At 31.7% G+C, this 18,165-nt stretch carries 17 protein-coding genes; 5 read left to right on the forward strand and 12 right to left on the reverse strand.

Annotation, left to right across the window (positions count from 1 at the left end; genetic code table 11):
- Positions 1-69 precede the first annotated feature (69 nt).
- Complete coding sequence (pheS, locus tag O9267_RS12030) at positions 70-1,089, reverse strand: phenylalanine--tRNA ligase subunit alpha (RefSeq protein ID WP_298179858.1); 1,020 nt, start codon at positions 1,087-1,089, stop codon at positions 70-72.
- 77 nt (positions 1,090-1,166) lie between these two features.
- Positions 1,167-1,523 (reverse strand): hypothetical protein, encoded by a 357-nt coding sequence (locus tag O9267_RS12035; protein WP_298179860.1) that lies wholly within the window; start codon positions 1,521-1,523, stop codon positions 1,167-1,169.
- A gap of 154 nt (positions 1,524-1,677) precedes the next feature.
- Here O9267_RS12035 and O9267_RS12040 point away from each other — a divergent pair, with 154 nt between their 5' ends.
- On the forward strand, positions 1,678-2,169 hold the full coding sequence (locus O9267_RS12040; RefSeq protein ID WP_298179863.1) for a CvpA family protein: 492 nt from the start codon (positions 1,678-1,680) through the stop codon (positions 2,167-2,169).
- A 51-nt stretch (positions 2,170-2,220) separates the two neighbouring features.
- On the opposite strand, the gene O9267_RS12045 is transcribed toward O9267_RS12040, so the two are convergent.
- The 9 genes from O9267_RS12045 to O9267_RS12085 form a co-directional block, all read right to left on the reverse strand.
- A complete protein-coding gene (locus tag O9267_RS12045) occupies positions 2,221-2,964 on the reverse strand; it encodes a tetratricopeptide repeat protein (RefSeq protein WP_298179865.1) in 744 nt (247 codons plus the stop codon).
- A 54-nt stretch (positions 2,965-3,018) separates the two neighbouring features.
- A complete protein-coding gene (locus tag O9267_RS12050) occupies positions 3,019-3,399 on the reverse strand; it encodes a GxxExxY protein (protein WP_298179910.1) in 381 nt (126 codons plus the stop codon).
- 73 nt (positions 3,400-3,472) lie between these two features.
- A complete protein-coding gene (locus tag O9267_RS12055; RefSeq protein WP_298179868.1) occupies positions 3,473-5,236 on the reverse strand; it encodes a BatD family protein in 1,764 nt (587 codons plus the stop codon).
- Between the two features lie 39 nt (positions 5,237-5,275).
- On the reverse strand, positions 5,276-6,028 hold the full coding sequence (locus O9267_RS12060; RefSeq protein ID WP_298179871.1) for a tetratricopeptide repeat protein: 753 nt from the start codon (positions 6,026-6,028) through the stop codon (positions 5,276-5,278).
- Positions 6,029-7,066, reverse strand: coding sequence for a VWA domain-containing protein (locus O9267_RS12065; RefSeq protein WP_298179874.1), 1,038 nt, complete (start codon positions 7,064-7,066; stop codon positions 6,029-6,031). It lies immediately after the preceding gene.
- A 112-nt stretch (positions 7,067-7,178) separates the two neighbouring features.
- Complete coding sequence (locus tag O9267_RS12070) at positions 7,179-8,180, reverse strand: VWA domain-containing protein (protein WP_298179876.1); 1,002 nt, start codon at positions 8,178-8,180, stop codon at positions 7,179-7,181.
- A complete protein-coding gene (locus O9267_RS12075) occupies positions 8,180-9,796 on the reverse strand; it encodes a hypothetical protein (RefSeq protein ID WP_298179878.1) in 1,617 nt (538 codons plus the stop codon). Before O9267_RS12075 ends, O9267_RS12070 begins: the two co-directional genes overlap by 1 nt.
- 22 nt (positions 9,797-9,818) lie before the next feature.
- Positions 9,819-10,682, reverse strand: a complete 864-nt coding sequence (locus O9267_RS12080; RefSeq protein WP_298179881.1) for a DUF58 domain-containing protein — start codon at positions 10,680-10,682, stop codon at positions 9,819-9,821.
- Positions 10,683-10,767: 85 nt separating this feature from the next.
- Complete coding sequence (locus O9267_RS12085) at positions 10,768-11,772, reverse strand: MoxR family ATPase (RefSeq protein ID WP_298179884.1); 1,005 nt, start codon at positions 11,770-11,772, stop codon at positions 10,768-10,770.
- A gap of 207 nt (positions 11,773-11,979) precedes the next feature.
- Between O9267_RS12085 and O9267_RS12090 the strand changes: the two genes are divergently transcribed.
- From O9267_RS12090 to O9267_RS12105, 4 genes are all read left to right on the forward strand, one after another.
- Entirely contained in the window at positions 11,980-12,849 is an 870-nt protein-coding gene (locus tag O9267_RS12090; protein WP_298179886.1) for an aldo/keto reductase, read from the forward strand.
- Positions 12,850-12,935: 86 nt separating this feature from the next.
- Complete coding sequence (locus O9267_RS12095; protein WP_298179889.1) at positions 12,936-14,087, forward strand: ATP-binding protein; 1,152 nt, start codon at positions 12,936-12,938, stop codon at positions 14,085-14,087.
- A gap of 98 nt (positions 14,088-14,185) precedes the next feature.
- Positions 14,186-15,085: an OmpA family protein gene (locus O9267_RS12100; protein WP_298179892.1), complete on the forward strand. Its 900-nt coding sequence runs from the start codon at positions 14,186-14,188 to the stop codon at positions 15,083-15,085.
- Between the two features lie 22 nt (positions 15,086-15,107).
- The gene (locus O9267_RS12105; RefSeq protein WP_298179895.1) at positions 15,108-15,644 is read left to right on the forward strand and encodes a hypothetical protein; all 537 of its coding nucleotides are present in this window, start codon (positions 15,108-15,110) and stop codon (positions 15,642-15,644) included.
- 77 nt (positions 15,645-15,721) lie between these two features.
- Here the strand turns inward: O9267_RS12105 and O9267_RS12110 are convergent, their stop codons facing one another.
- Positions 15,722-17,692, reverse strand: coding sequence for a hypothetical protein (locus tag O9267_RS12110; protein WP_298179897.1), 1,971 nt, complete (start codon positions 17,690-17,692; stop codon positions 15,722-15,724).
- Between the last annotated feature and the right edge of the window lie 473 nt (positions 17,693-18,165).

Here is an 18,165-nt window from a genome sequence, read left to right on the forward strand (position 1 = left end):
GAATGCAAGAAGAACACAAAACTTAGTGAGCTTTGTGAAAAAACTTTGTGCTCTTTGTGGTTAAAAAAATTATATGCTTGACTTGAATTGCTCTAAGAAACGAACGTCATTTTCATAGAACATTCTAATATCGCCAATTTGATAAAGCAACATCGCAATACGTTCAATTCCCATTCCAAAGGCGAATCCGTTGTATTCATCTGGATTAATTCCGCAATTTTTAAGTACGTTTGGATCTACCATTCCGCAGCCCATAATTTCTAACCAACCTGTTCCTTTAGTAATACGGTAATCCGTTTCGGTTTTTAAACCCCAATAAATATCAACTTCTGCACTTGGCTCTGTAAACGGGAAATAAGACGGACGTAAACGAATTTTAGATTTTCCGAACATTTCTTTGGTGAAATATAGAAGCGTTTGTTTTAAATCGGCAAAAGAAACGTCTTTATCTATATACAAACCTTCTACTTGGTGAAAAATACAGTGAGAACGTGATGAAACCGCTTCATTACGAAAAACTCTTCCCGGAGAAATCGTACGAATTGGCGGTTTGTTGTTTTCCATATAACGCACTTGCACTGATGAGGTATGTGTTCTTAACAAAACATCAGGATTGGTTTGGATGAAAAAAGTATCTTGCATATCACGTGCCGGATGGTATTCTGGCAAGTTTAATGCAGTGAAATTATGCCAATCGTCTTCAATTTCCGGACCTTCGGAAACATTGAATCCTATGGTTGAAAAAATATCAATAATTTGGTTTTTTACTAACGAAATAGGATGACGAGAACCAATTTGAATTGGCTCACCAGGACGAGACAAATCGCCATAAAAACCTTTAACTTCTTCTTTGCTTTCTAACTCTTCTTGAATGGTTTTTACTTTTTCTTCAGCAACAGCTTTAAGTGTATTAATCACTTGCCCGAAGTCTTTCTTTTGGTCATTTGGAATGTTTTTGAACTCATTAAAAAGTTCTTTCAACAAACCTTTACTTCCTAAATATTTAATTCGGAATTGCTCTAATGCTTCTTTGTTTTTTTCGTTGAAGGCTTTGGCTTCTTCAATATGTTCTTTAATCTTATCTATCATCGTTCGTTCTTTGAAGGTGCAAATTTAGTGATTTTTTTGATAGGGACAAGTCGCGACTTGTCTGTACAAAATAAATATTAATCAATAAGTTCTTTTTCGAGAAAGTAATTCACGATGGCTTCTTTCATTAGTACAGATTGTTCGCCAGCTTTTAGTGGTGGTAATTCTTCTTTTACTCGATAATGTGGCCAACCTTCTTTGTCAACATAGTCAAATTCATAATAACCATAAGGTTCTAGTAATCGGCAGATGGCAATATGCATTAAGTCGAGTTTTTCGTCTTTTTTGAATTGATTATGTACTTTTCCAAGTTCTTGTAAACCAATTAAATATATAATGGCATCCAAATCTAAATCTTCTCCTTGCGAAAATTGATTAGAAAGGATTTCTACTAGGTTTTCCCAGCGTTCTTTAAGTTGTATATCTCTTGACATGTGATTTCAGATTGAAGAGTAACGGTTTTTGATTTCAAATTTTGAAAAATGACCGTAAACTTTTTTGCAAATATAGTTTATCAATACTGAAATTTTGGAATTTGGAATTTGACTTTTGGAATTTCAGCTATATTTGTTGCTTAAAAAAGTATTTATGGATTTTATTGATATCGTTTTAGCAGGATTACTTGGTTATAGTGCATATAAAGGATTAAAAAATGGACTTTTTGTAGAATTAGCTTCTCTTATTTCGTTTTTTGTCGGAATTTATATTGCTGTGAAATTCTCTCATGTGGTTGGTGCTTTTATTGGTGAAAGCAAATCAGCTAAAGTGTCAGCTTTTGTAATTACTTTAATTGGTGTTATAATTGGGATTCACTTATTAGCTAAAGTTTTTTCTGGTATAGCTAATTTTGTTTTTTTAGGTTGGTTGAATAAACTCGGTGGTGCTTTTTTTGCGATTCTAAAAACAACATTATTACTAGGAATCGTTTTGAGTTTGTTTCAAAAAGTCAATATTAATGATGCATTAGTGTCTAAAGAAACCCAAGAGAAATCCTTGTTTTTCAACCCTATTTTGAAAACGTCTGAATTTATGTTACCCGTTTTAACCGATTGGTTTAAAGACTTGAAAGAGAAAATTTAGTTATCAGTCGCGGTTTTCAGTTAGCAGTTACCCTAAGAATGAGATTGGAAACTACTTAATTTCTTTAATCGCTCCATCTTCAATCCAACCTGTAGTTTCGTCAGATAGCTGTACTTTTTTCCAGTTAGCGATGCTTTCTAAAACATAGACTTTTGTTCCTTCGTGTATAGTAACAACGGCTGTTGCAGAGTTTCTTGGTTCGCTCTTTAGTTCGGTGAATTCTGCAAAAACAATGGCAGGCTTTTCGCTTTCAGTATATTTTTTTTGATAAATAGAAGATATTATACTTAGCAAAATTAAAAATCCAATAGCAAACATTCCAAAAAAGAAAATACGTTTGTATAAAGTTAAACTCGAAAAATAATAACCTGCAAAAAAAGCTAAAAACAAGAATGCTAAGAAAATAGAAACTTTTGCCCAACCATCGTAATGAAAAGTATCGGTTAGGTTAAAAAGCAGTTTTTCAAAACCTACTTTAGGTGTTTCTTTTACTTCATCAATGGTGAGTTTTTGAGCAAATTTTAAGTTGTTTTGAATTTCAGAATCATTTGGATTTAATACTAATGCTTTTTCATAATTGTAAATTGCTGGAGCAACTCTGTTGAGTTTATAATAGCAATTTGCCAAGTTAAAATACAATTCAGCAGATTCTTTACCAGATTGCAAGACGCTTTCATAGTTGTCGATTGCTTCTTGGTATTTTTCTTTTTGATAAAATTGATTTCCTTTTTCAAAAGCGTTTTGTGCTAGTGAAATATTGAAAATTAGTAGAAATACATAAATTAAATTTTTCATCATCAGTTATTTTAACCACGAAGGACACGAAGAAGGCGCAAAGTCCACAAAGTTTTAAAGTGAACCATTTATAACTCTTCGTACTCCATTTTTTAATAATTTTACATTAAAGTTTATCAGTAATCCTAATTTACAATCCGAAAGCTTTAAATAAGTTAATAATTGTGCTAGATGTACATCATTTAATGCTTCCACAGATTTTATTTCAACTATAAACTTATCTTCAATTAGTATATCAATTCTATAACCCACATCCATTTTTACTTCTTCATAGATTAATGGAAGGGCTTTTTGTTTTTCAATTTTTAAGTTTGACTTTTTCAGTTCATAATACAAACATTCTTCATAAGCACTTTCTAACAAGCCAGGTCCTAAAGCTTTATGAACTTTTAAAGCTGCTTCAAAAACAATTTTCGATATTTCCTCTTCTATAATCATTTTATAAAATTTGAACTTTTTCACCAAGAAAACCAAAAAAATCTTCGTGAGCTTTGTGCCTTCTTCGTGGTTAAGTAGCTATTTGTTTTTCTAAATCTGAAATAATAGCAACCGCTTTATCATAATCGTGGTGAATTTCCTCGTTGGTTGATGGTGCATAGCGAGCAAATTCGCAACTTTCGGTGAGTTTGATAAATGCCGAAACCGTTTCTGGTGATGCTTTTCGCGAAAGCAGAATTTCAGTGATTTTTTCTTTACTCATTTCCGAAGTTTCTATGTGTAATTTGGCTTTTAGGAAATTATGTAAGGCTTTTTCTAACGCAATATAAAACGGTTCTTTGTTGTTGATATATTTTTTCGATTCCGATAAATATTTTTTAGCCAAAGCATTGGATTTTTTGATTCGATTGCCTACAATATCGCCATCTATTGCTTCTTTTTTCTTTTTGAATAAAACAATAGCTGGAATTAATAAAAATGGAAATACTAACAATCCATAATACAATCCTGAACCAAAAAAATCGGGTTGGTTGATGGATTGTAAATTTGTTTTCGATTTGATAAACTTAAATTGTTCGGTGGCCGAAATTTTATTTTTAGAAATAGTGTTTGTAGAAGCAACATCATCTTGAGACGCTGTTGGACCATCCATAACATCAACCATAATTTCGGGTGAAGCAATTTTTTTATAAGAGTTAGTTCCTAAATCGAAATACGAAAAAGTCATCGATTTTATTGGATATTTTCCTTTAAATTGTGGAATAATCGTGTAGGAATCGATTATTGAACCTGTCATCCCAGAAAGTGGCGTTTGTACATTTTCGCTATGAACCGGATCATACATTTCGAATGAATTTGGTACAACTGGTTTAGGTAAATCAAATAATTTTAGATTACCTTTTCCAGTAACAGCAACTTTCAATTCTAAAGATTCTCCATTTTTTAAAGTTGTTTTAGAAGGTGTAACTTTGAATGAAAAATTTCCGACTGCACCCGAAAAATCTGCTGGTTTTCCTGTTTCTGGCAATGGTTTTACAGTTACAACTCTACTTGGTGCAGAAACACGTTTGCTATCTTCCACAACCTGAACTCGACCAAAAACATCGCGTCTGTTAGTTGGTAATTGTACATCTAAATCTAATGATAAAGGTTCAATTTCTAGTTTTCCAGACTTTTGAGGATATAAAACGGTTTTTCTTAAAACAACATAACGATAACGCTCGCCATTGTATTTTCCCTCTTCGGCTACAAGTTCTTTAATGTCAATGTTTTGACTCCAGAAATTATTGTACTTCGGTTTGTTCAATTCTCTCCAATTTGAAATCCCGATGTTGTAGCTAAAGTACAATTTGTAAACAACAGTTATCGGCTCGTTTATATAAGGATTGGTTTTAGAAACTTCTGCTACAAGATGTAATGCGTCATTAGCCGAAATTTGTGGAGCATTGTTTGGATCTTTGGGTTGCTCAATTGCATTGGTAACATTGATTTTTACAGGATTGGTTTTGTAAATATGTCCATTAATTTCTACCGAAGCTTGGCGAATTGTAAGTGTTCCTTTTTGTAAAGGCAACAAATAATAAGAATACGATTTTTGAAACGAACTTCTACCATTTATCCATGATTGACTAACTTGTTGACTTGGACCACCAACTACTCTGAAACCATCAAAGTTGGGCGGTGTGAAATTATCGCCATCATCATTCATTATAAAATCTACACGAAGTCTTTCGTTCAATCCCAATGAATTTTTGCTCACTTTAGCTTCAAATTGAATTTGTGCCAAAAGTGAGTTGGTTAGAAATAAAATAAGGATTATAAAATACTTTTTCATTTTTTGTAATTCGTAATTTTTAATTCGTAATTGGGTAAATTACCAATCTTTTTCGTTTTGAACAGGTTTGCCTTTTACTTTTTTACCATTCATTTTTTCTTGCACTTTTTTCTCTTCATTATTTACAGCATCAAGTAAGTTTTCTAGTCGTTCTTTAGAAATACCACCTGATTTTGGTTTAGGTTGTGCAGGTTCATCTTTTGGATTGCCATTATCTTTTTTATCATCACCGTCTTTCTTGTCTTGTTTGTCTTTGTCGCCTTCGTTTTTGTCGTCTTTCTTATCTTTATCGCCGTCTTTTTTATCTTTGTCTTTGTCTTTGTTCTTGTCTTTATTTTTATCCTTGTTTTTGTCGTCTTTAGGAGGATTTTCTTTTAGCATTTTTTTTGCCAAAGCATAATTGTAACGCGTTTGTTCGTCGGCTGGATTGTTTCGTAAAGCATTTTTATAGGCTTCAACAGCTTGCGAATAATTTTTTTCTTTCATAAAAGAATTTCCCAAGTTATGATAAGCCAAATGTTTTTCGGTGTAGGTTTTTGCTTTTTCTAATGCTTTTACATAAGCATATTTTGCTTCTCCAGCTTGATTTTGTCTATAAATTGAATTCCCAAGATTATATGAAGCAACTGTTTTATTAGTCGCTTTAGATTGCAAAATTCTATAATTTGCCTCTGCTTCCGAATAGTTTTTGGCAACAAATTCTTCGTTTGCTTTAGGCAAAATTCTATCCTTTTCCTGCGAATTAACAGAAAAAGAAGTTATAAAAAGTACTATTAAAAATATGTTTTTCATTTATTCTTTTTCGTTAAATAAATTCAACTTTTGTATCCATTTTGTTTTTCTTTCTAAGAAGAAAATATCTAGAAACAACAAAGCAAATGCAATGCCAATAAACCATTGAAACTGCGATTGAAAATCGGCCATTTGTGTAGCTTCAAACTCGGTTTTTTCGATATTATTTAATGCTTTTTTCAAAAATTCGGTTACTTCTTTTGTGCTATTTCCATTGATGTAACTACCTTTTGTGTCTTTAGCAATTAAGGTAAGCGATTCCTGATTTAATTTGGTAACAACCACTTCATTATTTTGATCTCTTTTAAAACTTTCTACAACACCATTGTTTTTTAACGGAATTGGACCTCCTTTTGCTGTTCCAACTCCAATTGTTAGGATTTTTATTCCTTTTTTATTGGCTTCTTCGGCAGCATCTTCGGCACCTTCTGAATGATCTTCACCATCTGAAATCAGAATAATTAACTTGCTAGTTTTGTTTCCTTTATCAAAATAATCAGAAGCCAATTGAATTGCTTCATCCAAAGATGTTCCGTGTGAAGAAACCATATCGGTATTCATGCTTTGCAAAAACATTTTTGCCGAACTATAATCGGTTGTAATTGGTAAAACCGGGAAAGCACTTCCGGCATACGCCACAATTCCTATACGATCGCCTGCAAGATTATTGATAATTTGAGAAACCAACTGTTTGCTTTTTTCTAATCTATTAGGAGCAACGTCTTCGCAAAGCATACTTTTGGAAACATCGACTGCAAAAACAATGTCGATTCCTTCACGTTTTACAGTTTCCATTTTGGTGCCAATTTTTGGATTTACCAATGCCAAAATCAAACTTGTTAGCGCCAATAAAAAAACTATAAATTTCAAAATTGGCTTAAATGTTGATTTTTCTGGACTCAATTTTTTGATTAAAGCCAAATCACCAAATTCTTGTTGTTTTTTTCTTTTCCAATATTGAATATACAAGAAAACCGCCACCAATACTGGTAGTATGAATAGTAAATACAAATAACTTTTTTCTTCTAATTCGTACATGTTTTTTCTTAACCACTAAGTTCACAAAGTTTTACACTAAGCTCACAAAGATTTTTTTAAAATAGAACATAGTGAACTTTGTGCATTCCTAGTGTTCTTTGTGTTTAAATTTCTATATAAAACTCTTAAATATCGTATTCCTTAATGCAATTTCTAGTAGCAACAAAATTCCGGCTAACCATACAAACGGTCTGAATTTTTCATCGAAATCGTAAAATTTTAATTCTTCTATTTCAGTTGTTTCTAGCTTATTTATTTCGTCATAAATTTGTTCTAACTTTGAATTACTGGTTGCTCTAAAGTATTTTCCGTTAGTTTTTTTGGCAATACTTCGCAATAATTTTTCATCAATTTCTACAGGCATCATTCGGAAAAGGAATTTCCCATTTGGTGCAATTGCATAAGGAAATTCAGCAGTTCCGTTGGTTCCAATTCCAATTGTATATACTTTAATACCATATTGTTCGGCAATGTCAGAAGCAGTTTCTGGTTCAATAAATCCTGCATTGTTTACACCATCGGTTAGCAAAATAATGATTTTACTTTTGGCTTTACTGTCTTTCAATCGGTTGATAGCCGTTGTCAAACCCATTCCGATTCCAGTTCCGTCTTGCAAAATGTTATCGTATTTAATGCTTTTTATGGCTTCCAAAATGATGGCTTTGTCACTTGTTACAGGCGTCTTGGTATAAGCTTCAGCTGCATAAACAACCAATCCGATTCGGTCGTTTGGACGGTTTTCAACAAACGTTTGGGCAACATCTTTTAATGCTTCCATTCGGTTAGGTTTCAAATCTTTTGCTAGCATACTTCCAGAAACGTCAACTGCCATAACAATATCAATTCCTTTGTTTGTTTTGGTTTGATTGCTTACATCAACAGTTCTTGGTCTTGCCATTGCTATTATTAACGAACTTAACGCTAGTAATCGAAGCACGAATAATAAAGGTTTAAGTTTAGCTAAAAATGAATTTTGCCCTTGAAAGCCTTTCAGCGAACTTATTTTTAATGTGGCTACTTGCTGATTTCTTTTCCAGAAATACCAAGCAATTGCTATAGGAAGTAACAGAAATAACCAAAAAAATCCTGGATTTAAAAATGTAATTCCGTTCATTATTCGTTAATTTTAGTTAGTTCAACCGAATTTAAAACTCTTTTTGCAATGATTTCAGCATATTGATCGTCATTTTGATACATGATAATAATTTGTTGTAATCCGCCATTTTGATTAAAAATGAGCGTTTCATAATGCATTTTGTTGTTTTTAGTTTTATCCAAAGGATTCGTCATTGATAAAGAACCTGCTCCTCGAATTCCGTTAACGCCCTGCGGAGTTGAAAATTCTTCAGGTTTAATCAAAATATTAATTGCGCCTCGTGCTTCCATCATTTGAATAGAACCGTCTAAAACTTTATTCAAATCTATTTCGCCTTCTTGTTTGTATTTGAAAGTTGAAACAGATAAGAAGAAATTATCCAACATGCTTCCATAAGTGAACGTTTGCATTTCTTTGATAAGTGCTAAACCTTCTTTTGGTAATGAAGCCGAAACGTCTGTACGTTTCAAAACCTTTGGCGTTTCAATTTTGATAGCTGGATTTCCGTATTCGCTATAAACCCATTCGCCTTCAACCAATTCTTTTGTTGGATGCCCAAGTAATGAGTCTTTTACAAAGTCAACACCTTTGGTCAAAACTAGTGTAATTAAAGTAATAAAAAGAACAGCAATAACTATAAATACTGACCAAAACACACGTTTTGATTTTTTAGCTTTGAGTAGTTTTTCCTTTTGTAATTCATCCAAAGCACTTTCTCCTTCTTCAATTTTTACTTCTGGAATTGATTTGTGAATGGTGATTATAGAGTTTACAATTCGGTTTTTATCTTCTTCAATTTCAAAATCTAATGGTTTTGATTTGGCAAATTTTACTAAATCGGCTTGTTTTAGCACTTTTTCAAGATTTACTAGTGTTTCCTTTGATAGTTTTAATTTCTTTTGATTAGCAACCTTTCTTAATGCTTGGATAAGTTCAGAAGTGGTACTTTCCATTGCCGGCACTTGAATTTCTTCTTCAATGTAATTTCTAGTAATATCTGTTAATTCAGAATAGTACGTTTTTATTTCACCTTTTTGCCACAATTGTTTGGTTTCTAAGATTTTGATTAATGAAGTTGCTTTTTCAATAGGTGTTTTATAAACGACTTCTTCTAATTTTTTTGCTTGTCTTTTTTTGATGAAATAATACACCAAAAATCCTAATCCGATGATTAATAAAAATCCTAACAAGTATTTCCACCAATTGCCAATGCCACTTTCTGCAGGAATAATATCCTTGATGTCATGCATTTTTTGTTTTAACGTATCGACTTTAACATCGTTAACTTCAATGGCAATACTATCTGAAAAAATTGACTTTTTGTTGATTAAAACTAGAATTCTTGGTACGACATATTTTCCTGAATCAAATTGTGTCAAACCATATTTTTTAATCAATTCGTAAACATTATCTTTTTTTATGGTATCAATAGGATATGAACGAATGACTTCTAGATTTCCAAAATTTTTAGCATTTGAAAAAGTAACTCTTGAAGCTGTATCAACAGTTGTTTTAAGCGTTAATTTGAATTCAGCACCAATTTTATTTTTAGTAGTATCAATAGATGTAGTCACTTTTTGTGCAAAAAGCGATGTTGATAATAGAAAAACTAATATGTATAGTTTAATTTTCATTTTTGTAAAAGCGTATTCAGCATTAACGGGATTTAAAATAGCCTAATAATTTGGTAACATAACTTTCGTCAACTCTAGTGTTTACAGTTCCTGAACCAGATTTGCTAAACGTTTCTTTGAAATATTTTACTTTATCTTGATAGTATTTCTCATAATTCGAGCGAACAGATTTTGAACTTGTATCAACCAAAACTGTTTGACCAGTTTCAGCATCTAACATCGAAACCATTCCGACATTTGGCATTTTTTCTTCACGAATATCGTACACTCTAATTCCTGTAATATCGTGTTTTTTAGAAGCAATTTTTAGCGTATGCTCGTATTCATCGGTCATAAAATCTGAAATTAGGAATACAATTGCTTTCTTTTTTTGTGTTCCCGAAAGAAATTTTAAAGCTTGTGAAACATCGGTTTGTTTGCTTTTTGGTTCAAATTCAATTAATTCTCTAATGATTCTCAAAACATGTGAACGCCCTTTTTTAGGTGGAATATAGAGTTCAATTTCATCTGAAAACAATATTAAACCAATTTTATCATTGTTTTGAGTAGCAGAAAACGCTAATGTTGCAGCAATTTCGGTAACAATCTCTTTTTTGAATTGATTCTTAGAACCAAAACTTTCAGAACCACTAACATCAACCATTAATAACATGGTTAGTTCTCTTTCTTCTTCAAATACTTTTATGTAAGGTTCATTATATCTGGCAGTTACGTTCCAATCAATTGCACGAATATCATCGCCATATTGGTATTGGCGCACTTCGCTAAAAGTCATTCCGCGACCTTTAAAAGACGTATGGTATTCTCCCGAAAAGATATGATCGCTCAATCTTCTGGTTTTGATTTCTATTTTACGAACTTTTTTGAGTAACTCTTTTGTATCCATCTTCACTAGTTTTCAGTCGCAGTTTTCAGTCGCATCAATTCAGCAGTATTTTACTGCAAACTGTGACTGTATACTGTAAACTAAATTAAGGTACTTCAATCTCATTAACAATTTTGTTGATAATGTCAACCGATGTGATGTTTTCGGCTTCGGCTTCGTAGGTTACACCTATTCTGTGACGTAAAACATCATGTACAACCGCACGAACATCTTCTGGAATTACATAACCACGACGTTTGATAAAAGCATAGCATTTTGCAGCTGTAGCCAAATTGATACTTCCACGTGGAGAAGCTCCAAATCCAATAAGTGGTTTAAGATTTTCTAATTTATATTTTTCTGGATAACGCGTTGCAAAAACAATGTCTAGAATGTATTTTTCGATTTTTTCATCCATATACACTTCACGAACAGCTTCTTGTGCGCGTAGAATTTGTTCAACAGAAATAACCGCGTTTACTTTATCGTAACTGCCTTTTAAATTCTGGCGAATTACCATTCTTTCTTCGTCCATTTTAGGATAGTCAATAACCGTTTTTAGCATAAAACGATCGACTTGCGCTTCTGGTAAAGGATAAGTTCCTTCTTGCTCAATTGGATTTTGAGTGGCTAGAACTAAAAAAGGTTTGTCTAATTTGAAAGTTGTATCGCCAATAGTAACTTGTTTTTCCTGCATAGCTTCTAATAAAGCAGATTGCACTTTGGCAGGAGCACGGTTTATCTCATCAGCAAGAACGAAATTGGCAAAAATTGGACCTTTTTTGATAGAAAACTCATTTTGTTTAATGTTGTAAATCATTGTTCCGACAACATCGGCAGGTAATAAATCAGGAGTAAACTGAATTCTACTAAAAGAACCTTGAACTGCTTGTGAAAGCGTGTTGATAGCTAACGTTTTTGCTAAACCGGGAACACCTTCTAGCAAAATGTGTCCTTGCCCTAATAGTCCAATAAGTAATCGCTCGATCATGTGTTTTTGTCCCACAATTACTTTATTCATTTCCATGTTAAGAAGCTCAATAAAAGCGCTTTCTCTTTCAATTTTTTCATTAATGGCTCTAATGTCAAGAGTCGAACTGTTTTCTTCCATTTTGTTGTTACTGTTACTTAGAATGGGTTATTATTTTTGGTAGTGCAAATTGAATTTTTTTTTACTAGTAAGATGTTAAAAAATGGTTAAAACTTGAACGATAAAGTAGACTTTAAGTGTGATTTATGATTTTCTTTTTATAATTTTAAGAACTTTATCTAAAAAGCTTATAATAATACCTTTTTTAAAACTATATACTTTACAATCATGAACAAAACTTCGTTATCAAAAATTGCTGCTGGAACTATGAATTGGGGCGTTTGGGACAAAAATTTAGGAGTTTCAGAAATGGCACATATGATCAATATTTGTGTCGAAAATAAAATTACAACTTTTGATCATGCCGACATATATGGCGGATATACTACAGAAACACAATTTGGAAAAGCTTTTACAGAAAGCAAAGTTTCTCGTGAAAGAATTCAATTAATTTCAAAATGTGGTATTCAGCATACAGATGGAAGACCAAATACTATCAAACATTATAATTACTCAAAAGAGTACATCATTTGGTCTGTTGAAAATTCGTTAAAAAATCTTCAAACTGACTTTTTAGACATTTTGTTACTTCATAGACCAAGTCCGCTTATGGTTGCAGATGAAATTGCTGAAGCAGTTGAAAGATTAAAATCTGATGGAAAGATTATTGATTTTGGACTTTCTAACTTTACAAGCTCTCAAACGGCATTAATAAGCCAAAAAACGGAAGTAAATTACAATCAAATTCAATTTTCTGCTACTCATTATGAAGCAATGCTTGATGGAAGTTTAGATTATATGCAAACGCAAAACATTAGACCAATGTCATGGAATCCGCTTGGAACTGTTTTTAGAGAAGATATCGAACAAACTCGTCGATTGAAAAAATTATTGCTTCAACTAGTTGCAAAATACGGAGTTGGTTCTGACACCATTTTATTAGCTTGGGTTTTAAAACATCCTTCAAATGTAATTCCTGTTGCTGGAACGGTTAATATTGCCAGAATTCAAGCATTAATGAAAGCTACAACGTTACAAATGGAAACAGAAGATTGGTTTGCTATTTGGACAGAAAGTATGGGAAACAGAGTTCCTTAGAAAGTATTCAGTTTACAGTTTCAGTTAGCAGTATTTTGAGTTTGCTGCAAACTGTAACTGTAAACAGAGACTGTAAACTACAAACAATGATTAACAAGCGGTTATTGATTAAAAATTTACTTGCTCACAACGATGAGTGCAGTTTTTATGATAAAAAGCGGCAGTTAAATCTTCATTCGCGTGAAGGTAAAGCGAAGTTTCTTAAACATATTTGCGCCTTATCCAATTCTAATCCTACCAATAATTCTTATATAATTGTTGGAGTTGAAGATCAAGACAATGAAATTGTGGGCGATGATTTTTTTGATGATAGTCGTATTCAGAATCTTGTAAATGCTTTTTTAGAAAATCCACCCAAGATTCAATATGAAAATGTACCTTTTCCTAATCTTCCTAAAGATAAAGTTATTGGTTTAGTTACCATTAGACCTAAGAATAAAATATCTTTCTTCAAAAAAGGAATTCATACTATTGTTGCCAAAACTGTTTTTGTAAGAATTGGTAGTAATACAGTTCCTGTTGAAGGTTCATTTGAAAAGAATCGTCAAAACACAGAAACGGTTATTGGAATAGAAAATAATTCAAGAAACAGCATTGGTTATACGCTTGATGGTGTTATTGATTTTATGAATAATCGACACAAAGATTTTTCCCCAAAATATAAAGTTTTTAAAGAATTATTTGTGATTTGTTGGGCTGGAATTCAAAAAAGAGTTCGAGATAAAACGTATTTGTCAAGAGTTGATATTGAATTAATAAACGAACAGGTTAAATTGTTTTATTCTACACAAGATGTTGTTGAGATTTTATTTGATGAAAATTCTTTTACTATACTTGAATATGTTCCACTTGGGTTAAATGATAAAACCAGTTATTATTTACTTGAAAAAGTAACTTTACGATTTTTTGATAATGGTTATTATAAAATGGAAACCGAAATGTTATTTGAACCTCCAGAATATAGCCGAAAAATGCTTTTCCATATTTATAATACTAATTTGGCTTTGTTGACAAAACTTCAAAAACAATCTGAACTTTCTAAACATGATGAAAAGGATTTAATTAACTTACCTTCAACACTTATGATTTGCTATTTAAATGGTTTTGATGAAGCAAAACAGATATTAATTGACGCCAAGTCATTGCTAAAATCATTTGCTAACCCTGAAGTATTTGCCAACTTTAAAGATGTTATGAGAATACTCCGAAAAATGAAATATGGCAATAAAAATGAATAAGTAACATTTTAACGAGTTTATTGGATTTTTGTCGTTTTTTAATTTTTTAAGACCTAATAATCAGTAGCTTTATAATTCAAACTTTAAAAGTGAATAATATGTCTAAAAAAAATTCTTATTTATTAGGTATTTTACTGACTATTGGAATTGGAACTATTTTGCACTATTTTCTATGTTGTAATTGCGACTGTGAAAAAGACAAAACGCCCCAACCAAATATAGTAAACAACGAAACTGCCTTGCCACAAAGTGTTTTCTCACTTCAAGGAAACGGAATTGATTATCGATGTAACGGAAATTTTGATTTCTTGAACAACGATTTCAAATCGATTACTCCAATTAATGATTCTGTAAATCTTGGAATCGATAATTTAAAAAAAGCACTTGAAACTTCTAAACAAAGACTTAGTGTTACTGGTTATGCTTTAGCCTCTGAAAAGAACACATCTGCCTTTGAAAATCTCGGTTTAGCTCGTGCTAATGATGTAAAAAATTATTTTGTTTCAAGAGGAATTCCTTCTAATTCAATTGACATTAAAGGAGAAATTAAAGATGATTTACTTCAAAAAGAAAACACTGTCTATGGACCAGTTTCTTTTATATTAAATGATGTAACAGAAACGACAAAAGTTGACTGGAATGCTGTTAAGTCTGCAATCAATGCTGACCCATTGATTTTGTATTTTAACTCAGGACAAACTTCAATAGATTTATCAGAATCAGATAGAAAGAAAATAACTGAGATTACACGTTATTTAGACAATGTTGAAGGAGCAAAACTTGACGTTGTTGGTCATACAGACGATGCCGGAGATAGAAGTAAAAACATAGAATTAGGAAAAGGTAGGGCTGATTTTGCCAAAGAGTATTTAGTTACAAATGGTGTTTCTGCCGAAAAAATCATTAGTTCATCTAAAGGACCAGACCAACCATTAGCATCAAATGCTACTACTGAAGGAAAAGCAAAAAACAGAAGAACAGAAGTAAAAATTAATTAATCAATTTTAAAAATATAATAATATGAGTATTCCGTGTATATTAATTCCGTTATTAACAGGTTTAATAAGTGCTTATTTAGGGTATTTATTAGGTAAATCTGGAAAAAAATCATCTAAAAACGATGGTAATGATTCTTTAGAAAAAGAATTAAAAAATTGTAGAAAAAGAACTGAAGAACTTGAGGCCGATTTGATGAGTTTTAAAAATTCAAGTAACAGTGCTCGTTCTAGTTTTGTTTCTGAAACAGCTGTTGACTTGCCTTTTGATGCAAGTTTAGCACTAGCTGCTTTGGGTAAAAAAGTAAAACAAGATGATTTAAAAATTGTAGAAGGTATAGGTCCAAAAATTGAAGAGCTTTTTCATGTTGCTGGCATTAAAACATGGAAAGCTTTAGGATCAACTTCTGTTGAAATGTGCCAGCAAATTCTCGATGCTGCTGGAGATAGATTCGCCGTTCATAATCCAGGAACATGGCCAAAACAATCGCAAATGGCTTACGAAGGAAAATGGAGTGAACTAAAGTCTTGGCAAGATTCTCTTGACGGAGGAAAAGAATAAGTCGCTATTTACACAAAAATAAGCACAAAAAACGCCAAGCAATACTTGGCGTTTTTTTCATCTAAAATAATTAATAACTATGATATTACTAAATATTTCTTCTCGTCTGCTATAACAGTTTGTCTTGTTAAAACAGCTATTGAATTTGTGGATATTGGGCTTGTTTGATTTATTGTGTTTGATGAAGCTACGCCATCTGCATTGTTTTGTTTGTTTACAGTCATAATCCAAAAATCATCATAGTATTGACCGTTTATGTTTGAAGCATACATTTGTCTTGCATCGTTAAAGCTATCATGTTTGCTAACATATACATATCTGTAATTGTTTATCGGATTAATGAAATAATCTGCAAACAATCCTTTTCTTTTCAATTTAGAAACAAATTTTGTTGCGTTTGAATGTACTGCAAATACATTTACAATGATGTAATAACCTTCTGGTTGAGAAGCAATAAGAACTGCTGGACTTTCAATAGGTGTTGGTTTCTCAGCTTTTACAATTGTTTGTGTTTGTAAAGTTGTGTTTTGAGTTACAGATTCAATTTGAGGTTTAACAGCCGCAACAGTCGGTGTTATTTTTGCAGGAGCTTTTTCAACTGCCGCCACAACTTCTTTCTTCACTTCTTTAACTGGTTCCACTATAGCTACAACTGTTTCAGACTTAATTTCTTTTACAGGTTCTTTTATTTCAGTTGCTTTATCTTCTTTCGTTTGAGTTACTGCTGCAATTGGCTCTTTTTTGATAACTGTTGGTTCAATTACTTTTGTCGGAGCAATTTCTTTAACTATTGGTTTTTCAACAACTGCAACTTTTGGTTCTTCCATTTTTATAGTAGGCACAGTTGCTTTTGGTTCAATTTTTTCACTTGAAGTAATTAGTTCTTCATTTGCTTTAGGCAATTCTTTTGGTTGAATAACTTCTACATCAAACGCGTTGAAGAATACAAAATACCTATCTCCAGTTGTTTTTAGCTTTATAGTTGCATCAGTTGTGTTGTTTCCTATAACAGAGTTGTCAAAATTATCAATATTCATTATGAAAGAATCATAACCCAATGTGTTTTTACTTGCTGGTTTTCTTGTTTCAAAATATTTTCCTTCCAAAGAGATTGAGCTGTTAAAAATATTTGCTCTGTCTCTTAACGGGTTTTGCAATTGAGTAAATTCTGTATTTTCAGCAGCTTTGAATTGTAGTTGGTCGCCTTTTAGATTCAAATCTCCTTCTAAGGCAGCGCAAGCAATTTTTGCTTTCACTTCACCGCTAGGCAATGTTTGAAAACCTGTAATGTTTATTTCCGTTGGTTTGTCAGTAACACCTGCAAAACCATCATAGGTTGTTATGAATTTTCCAGTCATGTCTTCGTCCTCATAAACAAAAAAGATACTCCAACCGCCTGATACTCCACCACTAATTTTACCTTGAGTAGCTTTAATGTTCGCTACTGTATATGTTCCGGTAGGGTCTTTAAGGTTTTTAACCATGTTTGTAACATCTGCATACATTGCATAAGGAGCACTTTCTTTAAATTTTGGGTCTTTTATTCCGTCAAAAAGTAATTCTCCTTTTATGCTAGTGTAAGTAGTTTGATTAGGTAATTTAATTTTTATTTCATCAAATGAATCTCTTTTTGGATCAACTGCTTTGAATTTATTTTCTTTTTTACTTATTCCGCTGTTGTATAGGTAAGTTGCTGACCAATATAAACCAGCATAAACAATTTTTTTGTTTAAAGGATTATTTAAGTACAAATCTGCACTACTTGATGAAAAGGTTGATTTTTCATTATCAATGTCTGTGTATAACATCATGAATTCATCATTCAGTTCGCCTTGGTAAGCTCTACTGTCGTGTGGTGAATTCGAATCGTTTTTATAGTCGACTCTGTTAACTATATTATTGGCAATCATGGTCATATCACCCTTAACATAACCTTGATGTCTTATTTTAAAAGGAACTGCAAGCTGTGAAAAGCCTATTGACGTAGTTAAAATTGCAATTGCAACTAAAAAGCTTTTTTTGCTAATTTTCGTAAAAGAATTTTCCATAATAAAAACATTAAATTGATATTCGTAAACCTTTTTTTGATTTGGTTGTGGATGTAAAATTATACGAATTGTTAATACGAACATTATTTAAAAACTCAAAAACATCGACAAATTGTAAATTTTAACGACAAAACACCTCAAAATTATAGTTATTAACACAAAAAATTCAATGTTAAAAATATATTTATATATAAAAAAACACCAAAGTTTTAAAATATTACTTTTTATTCTTGTGTTTAAAAGGTAAAATTAATTTTCAACATAAAATGTTAATTACTTTTCAAAAATAGTATTTAATTTTTTTATAAATAATTTTAAATCAATTAATTATAAACGTTTATATAAATGAACACTAAATATAAATCAATTTTTTTTTTTGGTTTTATTTTATGTGTTTTTAAAAAAAATAGCCGTTTTGAACACTGACTTTTTGTTTCTAGGTATTTTTTTTTAAAATCTCAGTTTCATTTCAA

The sequence above is a fragment of the Flavobacterium sp. genome (assembly GCF_027531705.1).
Lineage (GTDB): Bacteria > Bacteroidota > Bacteroidia > Flavobacteriales > Flavobacteriaceae > Flavobacterium.